At 72.9% G+C, this 14347-nt stretch carries 14 protein-coding genes, 1 tRNA gene and 1 riboswitch; of the genes, 8 read left to right on the forward strand and 7 right to left on the reverse strand.

Translation table 11 applies throughout. The features are described 5' to 3' along the window. Positions 1-61: 61 nt before the first annotated feature. From ACIOJE_RS23210 to ACIOJE_RS23225, 4 genes are all read right to left on the reverse strand, one after another. On the reverse strand, positions 62-1192 hold the full coding sequence (locus ACIOJE_RS23210) for a PP2C family protein-serine/threonine phosphatase (protein WP_400778424.1): 1131 nt from the start codon (positions 1190-1192) through the stop codon (positions 62-64). A 281-nt stretch (positions 1193-1473) separates the two neighbouring features. Next, positions 1474-2043: a TetR-like C-terminal domain-containing protein gene (locus ACIOJE_RS23215; RefSeq protein WP_280686177.1), complete on the reverse strand. Its 570-nt coding sequence runs from the start codon at positions 2041-2043 to the stop codon at positions 1474-1476. A gap of 44 nt (positions 2044-2087) precedes the next feature. Further along, positions 2088-2915: an alpha/beta fold hydrolase gene (locus ACIOJE_RS23220; protein WP_400778427.1), complete on the reverse strand. Its 828-nt coding sequence runs from the start codon at positions 2913-2915 to the stop codon at positions 2088-2090. 129 nt (positions 2916-3044) lie between these two features. Then, positions 3045-3323: a YiaA/YiaB family inner membrane protein gene (locus ACIOJE_RS23225; RefSeq protein ID WP_400778429.1), complete on the reverse strand. Its 279-nt coding sequence runs from the start codon at positions 3321-3323 to the stop codon at positions 3045-3047. A gap of 257 nt (positions 3324-3580) precedes the next feature. After that, a riboswitch (cyclic di-AMP (ydaO/yuaA leader) is annotated at positions 3581-3739 on the forward strand. A gap of 12 nt (positions 3740-3751) precedes the next feature. On the opposite strand from ACIOJE_RS23225, the gene ACIOJE_RS23230 reads away from it, so the two are divergent. Then, positions 3752-4585 carry a M23 family metallopeptidase gene (locus ACIOJE_RS23230; RefSeq protein WP_400778432.1) on the forward strand — a complete coding sequence of 278 codons (834 nt, stop codon included), beginning with the start codon at positions 3752-3754 and terminating at the stop codon, positions 4583-4585. A gap of 110 nt (positions 4586-4695) precedes the next feature. Here the strand turns inward: ACIOJE_RS23230 and ACIOJE_RS23235 are convergent, their stop codons facing one another. After that, positions 4696-5568 (reverse strand): hypothetical protein, encoded by an 873-nt coding sequence (locus ACIOJE_RS23235; RefSeq protein ID WP_400778435.1) that lies wholly within the window; start codon positions 5566-5568, stop codon positions 4696-4698. 42 nt (positions 5569-5610) lie between these two features. Between ACIOJE_RS23235 and ACIOJE_RS23240 the strand changes: the two genes are divergently transcribed. The 4 genes from ACIOJE_RS23240 to ACIOJE_RS23255 all read left to right on the forward strand — a co-directional run bounded on the left by ACIOJE_RS23240 (position 5611) and on the right by ACIOJE_RS23255 (position 8491). Further along, a complete protein-coding gene (locus ACIOJE_RS23240; protein ID WP_280686172.1) occupies positions 5611-6183 on the forward strand; it encodes a GNAT family protein in 573 nt (190 codons plus the stop codon). A gap of 232 nt (positions 6184-6415) precedes the next feature. Next, positions 6416-7156, forward strand: coding sequence for a sensor domain-containing protein (locus ACIOJE_RS23245; protein ID WP_280686171.1), 741 nt, complete (start codon positions 6416-6418; stop codon positions 7154-7156). A gap of 99 nt (positions 7157-7255) precedes the next feature. Further along, complete coding sequence (locus ACIOJE_RS23250; protein WP_400778439.1) at positions 7256-8008, forward strand: hypothetical protein; 753 nt, start codon at positions 7256-7258, stop codon at positions 8006-8008. Between the two features lie 36 nt (positions 8009-8044). Beyond that, positions 8045-8491 (forward strand): GNAT family N-acetyltransferase, encoded by a 447-nt coding sequence (locus ACIOJE_RS23255; RefSeq protein WP_280686169.1) that lies wholly within the window; start codon positions 8045-8047, stop codon positions 8489-8491. Here the strand turns inward: ACIOJE_RS23255 and ACIOJE_RS23260 are convergent. Further along, a complete protein-coding gene (locus ACIOJE_RS23260) occupies positions 8488-9663 on the reverse strand; it encodes a hypothetical protein (RefSeq protein ID WP_400778442.1) in 1176 nt (391 codons plus the stop codon). The genes ACIOJE_RS23255 and ACIOJE_RS23260 overlap by 4 nt on opposite strands. 367 nt (positions 9664-10030) lie before the next feature. Between ACIOJE_RS23260 and ACIOJE_RS23265 the strand changes: the two genes are divergently transcribed. The 3 genes from ACIOJE_RS23265 (at position 10031) to ACIOJE_RS23275 (ending at position 13764) form a co-directional block, all read left to right on the forward strand. Further along, a complete protein-coding gene (locus ACIOJE_RS23265) occupies positions 10031-11236 on the forward strand; it encodes a cytochrome P450 (RefSeq protein WP_280686167.1) in 1206 nt (401 codons plus the stop codon). 331 nt (positions 11237-11567) lie between these two features. Beyond that, positions 11568-12623, forward strand: a complete 1056-nt coding sequence (locus ACIOJE_RS23270) for a type III polyketide synthase (RefSeq protein ID WP_280686166.1) — start codon at positions 11568-11570, stop codon at positions 12621-12623. A gap of 253 nt (positions 12624-12876) precedes the next feature. Next, complete coding sequence (locus ACIOJE_RS23275) at positions 12877-13764, forward strand: DUF1259 domain-containing protein (protein ID WP_400778447.1); 888 nt, start codon at positions 12877-12879, stop codon at positions 13762-13764. A 469-nt stretch (positions 13765-14233) separates the two neighbouring features. Here ACIOJE_RS23275 and ACIOJE_RS23280 read toward each other — a convergent pair. After that, positions 14234-14307, reverse strand: a tRNA-Met gene (locus tag ACIOJE_RS23280). Positions 14308-14347 lie beyond the last annotated feature (40 nt).

Consider the following 14347-nt stretch of genomic DNA (forward strand, 5'->3'; position numbering starts at 1 on the left):
CCGAGGGGGTGGGTGCCCTAGGGGTGCCCGAACGGGCACTTAATTCTTAATACCTCATTTCTCAAGCGGGTGCTGGAGCGGCCGAATGGGGGCCCAGGCGTCTCACCAGCACCAGCGTCCGGTCGTCCGCCGCGTCCGGCGCCACCGTCCGGACCAGCCGCTCCGCGGCACCCCGGGTGAGCTGCTGCTGCGTCCGCCAGGTCCGCACCACCGGCTCGGCCGCGGCCAGCAGCCGGCCCACCCCCTCGTCCAGATCCCGGCCCGGCACCTCCACCACGCCGTCGCTGAACAGCAGCAGCGAGTCGCCGCGCCGCAGCCGTCCCGACACCGCCGGATACGGCGCGCCCGACACCAGGCCCAGCGCCGGGCCGCCGTGGCCCGACCGCTCCCAGCCGCCGCCGTCCGCCCGGCAGTACTGCGCGGGCGCCGGATGGCCGGCGTTGAACAGCCGGTAGTCGCCCGTCGCCGGCCGCAGCGCGAGGTGGACGGCCGTCGCGAAGTCGTCCTCCCAGCCCATCCGCATCAGGTGGTCGTTGGCCGCCGGCAGGAACGCCTCCGGCGGCACCCGGCCCAGCAGCATCGCGAACGCGCCCGACAGGTGCGTCGAGCGGGCCGCCGCCCGGCTGCCCTTGCCCGACACGTCCACCAGCACCAGCTCCAGCAGGTCCTCCTCCGGACGGTGGGCGCACAGCAGGAAGTCCCCCGAGAACGAGGTGCCGCCGGCCGGTGCCAGCGCACTGTCGAAGTGCCAGTCCAGCAGCCGCTCCGGAAGCCGGGCCAGTGCCCGGGTGTGCTCGGCCAGCTCCAGCAGCATCGAATCGCCCTGCGTCCCGCGCAGGCCCAGCTGGTGCCGGAACCGGTTCGCGGCCAGCACCGTCACCCCGGTCGCGGCCAGCACCAGGGTCACCCCGATCCGCACCCCGCGCGGGTCCTGCACCACCGCGCCCAGCACACCACCCGCCAGTGCCACGCACACCAGCACCAGCAACTGCCCGCGCCGCAGCAGCAGCCCGCCGACCACCAGCGGCAGCACCAGCGCGGACGGCGGCCAGCTGTACGGCAGCGCGATCGGCAGCAGGCCCAGCACCGCCGTCAGCCCGAGCAGCACACCCAGCGCGTTCCGTTCCGCCCGCGCGTCCCCGTCCAGCAGTCGCCGGTACCACCGCCGCGCCCTCGCCAGCAGTGCGGGCACGTGGACCTCCGCCAAGGGGTCGGCGGTCCCCGGTCATGACCACCAGTCAGCCCGGCCACACTAACCCGTCCACCCCCACCGCCCCCGACAACCAGTTCGACACCACCCCGCCATCCCACCCCCACCCGCCACCAGAAGTCGGCCCCGCCGACTTCTCGTCCCGGCCCGATCGTGCGTGTGGGCCCGCCGGCCATGTCAGGTGCGCTTCGCGCTTGCCTTGCGCGAGAAGTCGGCGAGTCCGACTTCTCGGTCTGTTGCGCTGGCCGGGGAAGTCGGTGGGGTCAGGGGGTGGGCCAGGTGCGGAGGCCGGTGGTGAGGACGGTGATGAGGCGGTTCTGGGTGGTGGCCAGGTCTTCGGCGAGTTGGAAGCCGCCGCCGATGGAGAGGGAGGCGAAGCCGTGGGCGACGGAGCGGACGGTGCGGGCGGCGTGGATCGCCTCCGCGCCGTCGAGGCCGTACTCCCGCAGGACGGCGATGATCACCCCGACCAGCCGGGCCGCCGCGTGGGTGAGGTCGTCGTCGGGCTGCGGGGCCTGGGGGAGGGCGGTGTAGCGGTGCGGGTGCTCGGTGGCGTACGCGTGGTAGGCGCGCAGGACGGCGGCGACGGCGTCGTCCCCGCTGCGGCCGACGGCGGCCTCGGCGAGCCGGTCGGCCAGTTCCTCGGTGACCCGGACGGCGATCAGCCGCCGCAGTTCGGCGAGGCCGCCGCTGACGTGCTTGTACAGCGACGGGGTGGCGACCCCGGCCCGGGCGGCGACGGCGGCCAGGGTGAGGGCGTCGAGGCCCTGCTCGTCGATGAGGGCGAGGGCGTGGCCGACGACCTGGTCGGGGGTCAGTCCTACTCGGGGCATGGGTGCGGTCTCTCCGGTGGAAGGGGCGGCGGGGCCGGGTCGGCTCAGGCGAGTTCGGCGAGGAAGGGCAGCAGGGCGTCGGCCGTGGCCTGCGGGTTGTCGGCCATCGGGTAGTGCCCGGACCCCTCGATCATCACCTTCCGGGCGCCCAGCGCCGAGGCCTGCCGGTCGGCGACGACCTCCGGCTTGGGGAAGTCGGGGTCCTTGCTGCCCATGACGACGAGCGCCGGGCAGCGGACGGCCTCGGTCCAGCCGACCGGTGCGGAGTCGCCGGCGACCTGCCCGCGGGTGGCGGTCTTGCGGCCGGGGGTGCGCAGCGCGGCGACGAGTCCGTCGACGTACGCGTCGAAGTCGGCGGGCTTGGCGCCGGGGAAGGCGAGCTTGCGGTGGTACAGGCCCCAGAAGGCGGGCCAGTGGACGAGCGCGGCGCCCATGGCACGGACGACGCCGCGCATCAGGGCGTTCGGCGGCGGGTTCTCGATGAAGGCGTCCAGCAGGGTGATGCCGGCGACGCGGGCGGGGGCGTCCCCGGCGACCTTGACGACCGTCGCGCCGGTGTAGGAGTTGCCGACCAGGACGGCGCGCTCGATGCCGAGGTGGTCGAGCAGGGCGAGGACGTCGGCGGCGATGGCGGTGGGGGAGTAGTCGTCCCAGACGATCGAGGATTCGCCGAAGCCGCGCAGGTCCATGGTGACGACCCGGTGGCCGGCGGCGGTCAGCAGGGGGCGGAGGTGCCGGTACGCGGCGCGGGTGTCGAGCATCCCGGGGAGCAGGACGACGGGGGTGCCCTCGCCGTGCCGGGTGTCGTCGTAGGCGATCCGGCCGCCGTGGACGTCGAGGTACTGGGTGCTGGGGGCGCTGGTGGCGTTCATGGTGGGCCTCCTGGGACCGCCGGTGCGGGTCATCGGCCGTTCTGCCGATAGCCATAAAGCTAAGGCTAATAGCCTTAGCCGTCAAGCTCTCGGCAGGCAGTCGGAGTGCCGACCCTCGGAGTCCGCCCCTCAGGCCCCCTCGACCTTGAACGGGTCGTGTTCGCTGAGCAGCTTCTCCAGCCGGGCCTGGTCCACCCGGGTGACGATCTCGTTCGTCTCCTGCCGGTCGCGGATCACCTTGGCCAGCGTGAAGGAGGAGGTGACGGTGTAGAGGAGGCCGATGCCGAGGAAGGCCCGGGTCCAGCCGCCGACCGGCAGGTAGGCGATTCCGACGGCGAGGGCGCTGCCGGACAGCGCGAAGGACAGTACGGCCTGGAGGTGGTACGCGGCCGTCGTGCGTGACTGCATCGGTGCGTTCATGGCGCCAGAATGCGGCGGCGCGGCCGGGCCGCACATGAGTAGGAGTACTCAGGTGGGGGGTCGTTCGTTGACGTCCGATCATGTTAGGTGGCGTCAATGGTGGTCAAGGGTCGCAAAACGCCCATCGTGTCCCAGATTGCCCCGCCCGTCTCCGGTCGTCCCGAGCGAACGGCTTGGAATCAGGGCCTCCTAGGATTAACGTTTGATAACGCAGCGCGGTCGTCAACGCCGTACCCAGACGGCACCGTGCGCCGTCGCCTAATCCCGCCGGCCGGCCTCCGGGCAGGTCAGGGAGCCGGGGAACCACGTTCCTTGGGGTGAATCGGCAGGGCTCCGGCCCGGCCGTAGGAGACCTTCCTGCTCCGAACCCGTCAGCTAACCCGGTAGGCGCGAAGGAAGGAAAGGAGCGCGCCTCCGTGGCGTCGACGCACACCCCGGCACACCCGGCCGGCCCCGCAGCCGGTACCCAGCTCCTCGACCACCCCGGCTCGGACAGCCCCGAGCACTCCGGCCCGGACGTCGAGACCAACCGGCACCGGATGCCGCGTCAGACCCGTGGGGCCTCCCCGCTGCTCGGCGTCACTGCCGTCGCCGCGACCCTGGGCGCCACCGGCTTCGCCTCCGCCACCCCGGCTGCCGCCCCCGCCATCGAGGCCCCGGACGAGACCCCGGTCGCGCTCTCCGCCGACCCCGGCCTCGCGCTCGCCGCCCGCATCCAGCAGCAGGCCGACAGCCAGCGCACCGCCGCCGAGGAGGGCGCCCGCGTGCAGGCCGCGAAGGAGGCGGAGGCCAAGGCCGCCGCCAAGGAGGCCGAGGCCAAGCGGGCCGCCGACGAGGCCGAGCGGGCCAAGGCCGCCGCCCTCACCCTGCCGGTGCGCGACTACAACCTCTCCGCCCACTACGGCCAGAGCGCCCGCTACTGGGCCCACCTGCACACCGGCCTGGACTTCGCCGCCGACACCGGCACCCCCGTCTACGCGGTCGGCCAGGGCACCATCACCTCGGCCGGCTGGTCCGGCTCGTACGGCTACCGGATCGTCGAGACGCTGCCCGACGGCACCGAAATCTGGTACTGCCACCTCTCCTCGATCATCAAGGGCTCCGGCAAGGTCGGCTCCGGCCAGCAGATCGGCAAGGTCGGTGCGACCGGCAACGTGACCGGCCCGCACCTGCACCTGGAGGTCCGCCCCGGCGGCGGCGCCCCGGTCGACCCGGAGACCTGGCTCCAGCAGCGCGGCCTCAACCCCTGACGCACCCGCGAAGCCCCGGCCGCACACCGCGCGGCCGGGGCTCCGTCACATCACGCCCGGACGCGCCGGGCTCAGACACGCCGCGCCCGCACACGTCACTCCTGCACACGTCACTCCTGCGCCAGCCCCGCCAGATACGTGTCGATCTCCTCCTGCCCCGGCTCCGGTGCGAGGTCCGGGAACTCCGTCACCAGCAGCCGCGGCAGCCCGGGCGCCGTCCACTCCCCGTACAGGTCGAGCGCCGCCTCCGCCGCCGCGTCCTCGAACTCCCCGAAGTCCCCGGCGAGTTCGTCCGGCATCGGCCGGCCCAGCGCGGTCAGCTCGGCCAGGTTGCGGTAGCTGCGCCGCATCAGGCCCTGCTCCAGCAGCCGGCGCGCGCCATCGGTGGCCATGCCGACCGACAGCACCCGGGCCGGGCCCCAGCCCTGCTCGTCCACCTCGTCCAACCAGCCGGCCTGCCCCAGCGCGGCGAACGCGGCCAGCCGCTCGTCCTGCGTCAGCTCCCGGAATCCGGCCAGCCAGGCCCGGACCTCGGCCTCGTCCGCGACGTCCACCCCGTGCGCGTGCAGCAGCAGCGCGTACAGCCGGGGCCAGGTCACCAGGTCGGCGCGGCGCAGCAGCCCGGCCGCGACCTCGCCCTGCCACTCGGCCTCGGCGTGCAGCCGCTCCTGGCGCTTGGCGTTGAGGCGCTTGGCCGCCCGCTGGTGGTCGACCACCAGCCGCACGGCGGCGCCGTACGCCAGCGGGTCCGCCTCCGGCTCGGGTTGGACGTACAGGTAGAGCCGCTCGTACAGCAGGTGTTCCACCGCGGTCGAGGTCAGTTCGGGCCAGCCGTCGTGCATCCTGCCCTCGCCCAGCTCCAGCAGGGCCAGCACCGCGCGCAGCGGCGCCTCGGCCACCGGGGCGCGGTCCTGCGCCGCCGCCCAGGCGAGCAGGTCGGCGGCCCTGGTGCGCGGGGCGAGTCGCAGGTCTTCGTCGTTCATAGCTCGAACGGTAGCCGCTGGCCGGGGGTAGGGTCGGCTGCCATGGTCCCCGTCCGACTCACCGGCCCCCGCCTGGCCATCCGCGAGTACCACCACACCCCCGGTGACGTGGACGCGCTGTACGCGCTGTTCGGTGACCCGGAGGTCACCCGGTACCTCCCCTTCGATCCGCGCGACCGCGAGACCTGCGCCGACCAGATCGAGCTCTACCTGGAGGAGGCGATGGCGCCGGAGCGGGACACCTACCGGCTCGCCGTCACCCGGCGCGCCGACGCCGAGGACCCGGCGGACGCCGCGCCGATCGCCCACGCTTCCCTCACTCTCGGCGGGTACCGCTCCGCCCACCTCGGCTACGTGCTGGACCGCGAGGTCTGGGGCCGCGGCTACGCGGGCGAGATCGCCGGGCTGCTCTGCGACCTCGCCTTCGGCCCCCTCGGGCTGCACCGGCTGGCCGCCCGGGTCGACGTGGACAACGCGGCCTCCGCCAAGGTGCTCACCCGGCTCGGGTTCCAGTGGGAGGGGCGGGTCCGGCACGACCTGTGCAAGGGCGGCGTCTGGTCCGACTCCCACCTGTACTCGCTGCTCGCCGACGAGTGGCCGGGCGCGGACGGCTGACGACCCGCGGGGACGGCCGCCCGGCTCTCCCTGCCCGGCCCTCCCCGACCACCCTCCCCGACGACCGTCCCCGACCACCCGCGCAGACCGCCCGCCCCGCCCGAGGCGGACCCGAGACCGGCCCGGGGGTTAACCCCACCCCTGATCCGCCAGGCCTCCGGATCCTCCCCGGCTCGCCGTCCGGCCAGACTGGGAGCATCAGCCACCGAGAACGAGGGACCGAGGCCGGGACATGATCAGCAGCCGAAGCACGCTGGACCGCGAGTGGGACGTCCTCGGCGGTTACGGCGACGACCAGCGCTCCACCCGGGCCCACCGGACCGAGCAGCCGCCGGCCGTCTGGTGGGCGCCGTTCTCCGCCCACTACTACCGCGAGATCGGCTACACGCTCACCGGTCTGCCGGTGGCGATCGTCGGCTTCGCCCTCGCGACCACCCTGTTCTGCGTGGGGATCGGCACCTTCGTCACCGTCCTCGGCGTGCCCGTGCTGGCCGCCCTGACCTCCGCCGCCCGCGGCATGGGCCGGCTGGAGCGCGCCCGGGCCCGCGGCATGCTGGCGCTGGACGTGCCCGGCCCGGCGCCGGTGCGCCAGGTCCGCCAGGGCGCCTGGGGGGCGATCACCGCGCGCCTGGCGGACGCGGCCGGGTGGAAGGCCGTGCTGTACCAGGTGGTGATGCTCCCGTGGGCGATCTTCAGCTTCGCCCTGTCGCTGGTGTTCCTGGTGCTCGGCTGGGCGATGGCGCTGTATCCGCTCTACCACTGGGTGTTCCCGACCTTCACCACCTGGCGCGGGTACCGGCTCTTCGACTTCTACGACAGCGACCACGTCCGGCACCTCTACTACGTCGAGGGGGCCTGGCAGATCGCCGCGTTCTCACTGACCGGGATCCTGCTCGTGCTCTTCACCGCGCAGCTGGTCCGGGGCCTGACCAACGTGAACCGGGCCGCCGCCCGTGGCCTGCTCGGCCGCTGAACCCGCTGAACCCGCTGAACCCGAAGGCCCCACCGGCCCCACCCGCGCCCCGGACGTACTCCGGATGCGGGCGGGGCCGGCCCGTGTTCGGATGGCCGGGTGTCCGCCGTACACACCCCCGCCGACCCGAGCGCCGTGGGCCGGGACATCCTGGTCACCTCCCGTCCGCTGGACGAGTACTGCGCCCTGTTCGACCTCACCCGGTCCCAACTCGCCACGCTGCCAGGGCCGTTGCTGGACTGTCCGGGCGGCGCGGCCGGCCTGGCCGCCGAGGCGCGTCAACTCGGCTGCCGGGTCATAGCCGCCGACCCGGCGTACGCGCTCCCCGTGCCCGAGGTCGCGGCCCACGCGCTGGCCGCCCGGGCGTCGATGGCCGCCGCGCTGGTCGCCCGCCCGCACCTGTACCCGGCGCCGCGCCCCTGCCGGTCGGACCGCTACCTGCGCAGCTGGGACCGCGCCCGCCGGCTGTTCGCCGCCGACTCGGCCGCGCACCCCCAGCAGTACGTGGCCGCTGCGCTGCCCCGACTGCCGTTCGCGGACGGCGCCTTCGCGCTCACCCTGAGCGGCTACCTGATCTTCGCCTACCCCGAAGTGTTCGGCCCCGAGAGGCAGTTGGAAGCCCTGCTGGAACTGGTCCGGGTCACCTCCCCGGACGGCGAGGTCCGCGTCCAACCGCTGCACGACGGTCGTGGCCGCCGCTGCTGCCACCTCGACCCACTGCGGTACGCGCTCGGCGAGCACTGTGTCGCCAGCGAGATCCGCCGCTTCCCCCGCCCCGAGGACGGCCGCACCCGCCGCGTCCTGGTCCTGCGGGCAGCCGACCGCCGACGTCGGGACACCCTCGGAATGTAATGGCTGCTAGGTCACTTCACCACTATACTCGAACGCGTGATCGAAACGACTGTCAGGCGCGCCCGAGCGGCCGACGCCGACCGGCTCACCGAGCTGATCCAGGACTCCGCCACCTACCGCGGTGACTACGCGGCGATGATCGACGGCTACCGGGTCACCCCCGAGTACATCGCCCGGCACGAGGTGTCCCTGGCCTCGGACCCGGCCACCGACCACCTGCTCGGCTTCTACGCCCTGATCCGCGAACCGGCCGAACTCGACTTGATGTTCGTCGCCGACCCGGCCCAGGGGCGAGGCGTCGGGCAGCAGCTGATCGCGCACATGCTGGAGCGCGCCCGCGAGGCCGGCATCACCGCCGTCAAGGTGGTCTCCCACCCGCCCGCCGAGCGCTTCTACCTGCGGATGGGCGCCGAGCGCGTCGGCACCTCCCCCGCCCGGGGCCGGATCACCTGGGACCGGCCCGAACTGCGCTTCACCGTCTAGCCGTTCTCCACCGGAGGCGCCGCCGAAGACGTCTCCACCAGGGGCGTCTCCGCCGAAGGAGCCGCCACCGGGGGCGTCTGCGCGGTGGCCGTCCCCGCAGGGTCCGGCGCCGTCGACTGCACCGGAACGAAGGCCGTCGCCTCCAGCCGGGACAGTATCTTCTCCGCCAGCCAGCTGCGGTCCGACCCGTACGGGATCCCCTCCGGCAGCATCAACTGCCTGGCCACCGCGTCCCGCAGCCGCTGCGCCTCGGCGCCGGGCAGCCGGGAGAGCAGGCCCCGGGCGGCCAGCAGCGCGTGGTACTGCTCGAAGCCGGAGCGCGGCCGCTCGATCGCGTCCAGCACGCTCGGCAGGTCGGCCAGCGACGGGTCGCCCTGCATCAGCGCGAGCGCCTGGATCCGCCGGCCCTCGGAGCCGTCCGCGTACAGTGCCCGCACCTGGTCGGCGTTCAGCGCCGAGCGGCGCGCGGTCGAGCGGACCTCGGCCACCACACCGTCCGGCCCGGACGACGCCGAGGACGCGGGCGGCAGCTGCGCGGCCAGCGCGCCCGGCTGCTCCGCGCTGCCGCCGAGCAGCCCGAGGTGCTGCATCGCCCGGACCCGCAGGTCGTCGGCGCCCACCTTGTCGCCCCGCCGGTCGCGGTCCTGCCCGGCGAGGAAGAGGTCCAGCGCCTGGTCGGCGTCGTTCAGCACCTGCGGCAGCGCGAGCCGGGTCACCAGCCAGCCGGCCAGGAAGCCGAAGACCAGGAAGTACAGCACCAGCGCCGCCGCGAACGGCACCGCGGAGCCCTCCCCGCCGAGCGCGGGCGCCAGCGCCGTACCGAGCTGGTGCAGCCGCTCGCCGAGCGAGCCCAGCTGGGTCAGCCCGACGCCCAGCAGCACCTTGGTCAGCCAGTCCGACACCTGCTCCAGGTTGGTGTTCGGCGCGTACGAGCCCTGCGGCTCCTCGGCACCACCGCGCACCCGGGGCACCCCGAACAGGAAGCCGAGCGCGCCGCCGAGCACCGCCGCGGCCCCGGCCACCACCAGCCCGCCGCCGAGCGCCTGCCAGGCCTGCTCCTGGCCGAGCGAGAACAGCAGCAGCCCGAGCAGCCCCGTTCCGGCCAGCACCCCGGCCGCAGCCCACTGCGCCGTCCGCTGCGCCGCCGTGCCGCCCCGCCGCGCCTTCGCCATCGCCTACCCCCTGTGCCCGCACCGCTCCGCTCCGGAACCCGCGCCGACTCTAGCGCCGCGCTCCCACCACGGGAACGGCTCGGGGCGGGCCCGGGTACGACGCGGAAGGCGACGAAACCGGCGGAGAACGCGGCGGGAGAACGCGGACCGCCCGCGGGCCGCTCCTCCGGGTCGGCCCTGCCCCGACCCGACCGGCCGACCCGACCGGCCCCGCGCCGATGGGCGCACGCCTGTCGCCGGCACTGATCAGCACGGATGAATTACCGGTGGTCCAGGACCGCCTCCGGTATGCGCGGCCGACCGATCGGGTACCGCTGCCTCGTCCGTCTGCCAATCCGGCCCGCACAGCCCAGACCCGGAGGTCCACATGTCCACCGGCTCCAGCGCACGGAACTGCCCATTCGACTTCGCCGAGGCCCTCGAGTTCGACCCGACGCTCCGGCAGCTCATGAACGAAGCACCGGTCAGCCGCATCCGCCTCCCCTACGGCGAGGGGGAGGCCTGGCTCGTCACGGGGTACGACGACGTGCGCACCGTGACCACCGACCGGCGTTTCAGCCGCCACGCCATCGTCGGCCGGGACTTCCCGCGCATGACTCCCGAGCCGATCGTCCAGGCCGAGGCGATCAACGTCATGGACCCGCCTGCCAGCAGCCGCCTGCGCAGCCTGGTGTCCAAGGGCTTCACGCCCGACCGCATCGAGCGGATGAGGGACCGTACCCAGCACGTGGTGAACGAGCTGCTGGACCGCATGCGGGACCAGGGGCCCCAGGCCGACGTCATGGAGCACCTGGCCCACCCGCTCCCGCTGATCACGATCTGCGAGGTCCTGGAGATCCCCGAGGCCGATCGCGCACAGCTGCGCGCCCACGCCCGGACGATGATGGACGTCAGTCTGGACAACAAGCCGGACGCGGTGCAGGCCAAGGCCGACCTGCGGGCGTACTTCGCCCAGCTGACGGCCGAGCGGCGCAGGAACCCCGGCGAGGACCTGATCAGCGCACTGGCCACGGCCCGTGACGGCGACCAGGTGCTCGACGAGAAGGAACTGACCGTGATGGCCATGGTCCTCCTGATCACCGGCCAGGACACCACGACCTACCAGCTCGGCAACCTCTCGTACACCATCCTCACGCGGCCCGACGTGCTGGCCGTACTGCGCGAGCAGCCCGAGAGCCTCCCTCAGGTGATCCAGGAGATGCTCCGCTTCATTCCCTTCCGCAAGGGCGTCGGCATCCCCCGGGTGGCCCTTGAGGACGTGGAGTTGAGCGGGGTGACGATCCCGGCGGGGGACATCGTGCACGTCTCCTACCTGACCGCCAACCGGGACGGCGACAAGTTCGACCGGCCCGACGAGCTGGACCTGGCGCGGACCAGCCCGTCCCACATGACCTTCGGCTGGGGTGCGCACCACTGCCTCGGCGCGCCGCTCGCCATCACCGAGCTCGAAGTCGCCCTCGGGACGCTGCTGGAGCGTTTCCCCGGGATCGCACTGACGAAGCCCGCCGAGGAAGTGCAGTGGAACACCACGTCGATCTGGCGCTATCCGCTCGCGCTGCCGGTCACCTGGTGACGGTGTTCCGCACGAGCGGATGACCAGGCTGCTGGTCGAGATGCCGGTCGGCCCGCACACCCCGGGGTGTGCGGGCCGACGTGCGCGATCGACCCGCCTCCCGTAGATTGAGTTGGCGTGGCTCAAACCGGCTCGTGGCCGGTGCCACTGCCCGCACGGCGAGCATCCGATCCTCAAACTGCCGGCCCGTCTGATCCCCCGGTGAGTCCCATCCGGTGCCCCCCCGTCGCGCCACCTCCGCGCGTCCGGCCGGCAGCGGCTGCCGCCGAGTGGTGAATTCCCCGCCCCTTCCGGGTCGTCCTGGGAACACCGCCCGTCAGGAGGAACCCCCATGGCAGTTCTGTGCAAACCGGCGATAGCCGTACCCGAGCACGTCATCACCAACGAGGAGACCCTCGACCTGGCTCGAATGCTTCACCACAACCATCCGCAGATCGACCTGGCATTACGTCTGATCAAGAACACCGGGGTGCAGAAGCGACATCTGATCCAACCCATCGAGGCGGTGCTGGAACACCCCGGGCTGGACGCCCGCAGTGCCGTCTACGAGGCGGAGTCCAAGGCCCGCGTTCCGGCCGTGGTGTCCAAGGCCCTCGAAAACGCCGAAGTGGAGCCGTCCCAGATCGACTTGATCGTGTACGTGTCGTGCACCGGCTTCATGATGCCGTCGCTCACGGCGTGGCTGATCAACAAGCTGGGCTTCCGGTCGGACACCCGGCAGCTGCCGATCGCCCAACTGGGCTGCGCGGCCGGCGGCGCGGCGGTGAACCGGGCCCACGACTTCTGCCTGGCCTACCCCGACGCCAACGTGCTGATCGTGGCCTGCGAGTTCTGCTCCCTCTGCTACCAGCCCACCGACCTGGGCGTGGGGTCGCTGCTGTCCAACGGCCTGTTCGGCGACGGGATCGCCGCCGCGGTGGTCCGGGGCGAGGGCGGCACCGGGATCCGGTTGGAGCGCAACAGCTCGTACCTCATCCCGAACACCGAGGATTGGATCTCCTACGCGGTCCGCTCCACCGGCTTCCACTTCCAGCTGGACAAACGGGTGCCGGGGACGATGGAGCCCCTCAGCCCGGCTCTGCGCGCGCTGGCGGAGCAACACCAGTGGAACGTGGGCAAGCTGGACTTCTACATCGTCCATGCCGGCGGTCCGCGCATCCTGGACGACCTGAGCCACTTCCTGGAGGTGCCGCCCGTGGCGTTCCGCTTCAGCCGGGCCACCCTCACCGAGTACGGCAACATCGCCAGTGCGGTGGTGCTCGACGCCCTGGCCCGGATGTTCGACGAGCAGTCCGTTCTCGACGGCCACCACGGGCTGCTGGCCGGGTTCGGCCCGGGGATCACCGCCGAGATGTCCCTGGGTACCTGGACGTCCCCCGAATCCTGACCCCGGGCCGCCGCCTCCCCGTGCCGCGGCCTCCCCCGGTCGGCCGATCCGGACGGGAGAGGGCAGGGCTTCCGTGGTTGCATCGAGCTCTGGAGGTGATCCTGTGGAGACCGAGGACGGGACCCAGGGGAACCGCGCTCTGCCCGCCATAGCGCGGAGACCCTTACTGGCGGCGGCTGGGCTGATGTCGGTGTTGGCCGGCCTGGGAGCGGATTCCGCTACCGGGCGGGCCACCGCCCGTCATCCCGGCGCTATGGCGCACGGCGCCATGGAGCCCGGCACCATGGAGCCGGTCAAGCCGGTGCACACCACCGAGGAACACTGGGGCGACATCGTGCGCGCCCTCGGTCGGCCGGGCAACCTCATCCGCGGGACCTACCACCACACGCCCTTCCCGCGACACGACCTGCGCGTGCTCTGCCGCGGTGTTGCCGTCACCCCGGGGCTCGCGCTCGGCTCGCACGTCTCCTTCGCCCGCTACGACGACGGCAGCACGCTGATGATGGGCGATCTGGTGATGACCGAGGACGAACTTCCGGCGATGACCGACGCGTTCCAGGCCCACGGGATCGCCCAGACCGCCATCCACAAGCACCTGCCGTCGCACGAGCCCAACGTCTGGTGGACCCATGTCTGCGCCCACGGCCCTGACGCCGTGCAACTGGCCCGCGGGCTGCGGAGCGCGCTCGACCGCACCGGCACGCCGCCGCCGCCGCAGGGGCTTCGGCCGCAACAAACCCTCGATCTGGACACCGCCGGCATCGACGCCGCACTGGGCACCAAGGGCTCGGGCAGCGGCGAGGTCTATACCTGTCTCTTCGCCCGCCGGGAGACCGTCATCGACGAGGGGCACGTCCTGCCGGCCGGCCTGGGCGCGACCTCGGCCTTCAACTTCCAACCGCTCGGCGGGGGGCGGGCCGCACTCAGCGGAGACCTCGCCATGATCGCCACCGAGGTCCAGGACGTGCTCGCGGCGCTGCGGCGGGGCGGTATCGAACTCGTCGAACTCCACAACCACGGCCTGACGGACGAACCGCGCCTCTTCTTCACCCACGTCTGGGCCGTGGGCGACGCCGTGGACCTGGCCAAGGCGGCCCGTCCCGCGGTCGCCGCCACCAACGCCGTGCCGGTCGCCGTGTGATCCGGCCGGCGGCCGGAACGGATCCTCCGGCGACACCACGGGGGACATGCCGAACCCCCGGGGCCTCGCGTTGAGGGTGTCCCGGGGGCACGACAACTTCTGCGCGTTCCCGTCCGCAGGGCTACGACTAGGCCGTGAGCTCCACGGAGGCGCGCCCGAGCGAGTCAGACGCGCACGCGCGCGCAGTTGCGTTGGTACTCAACTCAGGATCACCTCCTTTCCATCGTGTCTCCACGATAGGCAGCCGATCGGACGGAGGGCAACGGATTATCGGCGGCCGCCGGTCGGGCCGCCGGTCGGGCCGCTGCTCGGGCGATCGTCCAGGCCGCCGTTCAGGCCGTCGCGAGCCGGTCCTTGAGTCGGCGGTGCCGCGCTTGGAGCCGCCCGTGCCGTCCCCGGTCCCGGTCCCGGTCCCGGGGGAACGCAAAGGGCCCGGAGGACGAATCCTCCGGGCCCTTCGGCTACTGAGTAGCGGGGACAGGATTTGAACCTGCGACCTCTGGGTTATGAGCCCAGCGAGCTACCGAGCTGCTCCACCCCGCGTCGGTGAACACAACAATACGGGGAAGTCGCCGAGATGGGA

The sequence above is a fragment of the Kitasatospora sp. NPDC087861 genome, assembly GCF_044742585.1.
Taxonomy (GTDB): Bacteria; Actinomycetota; Actinomycetes; order Streptomycetales; family Streptomycetaceae; genus Kitasatospora.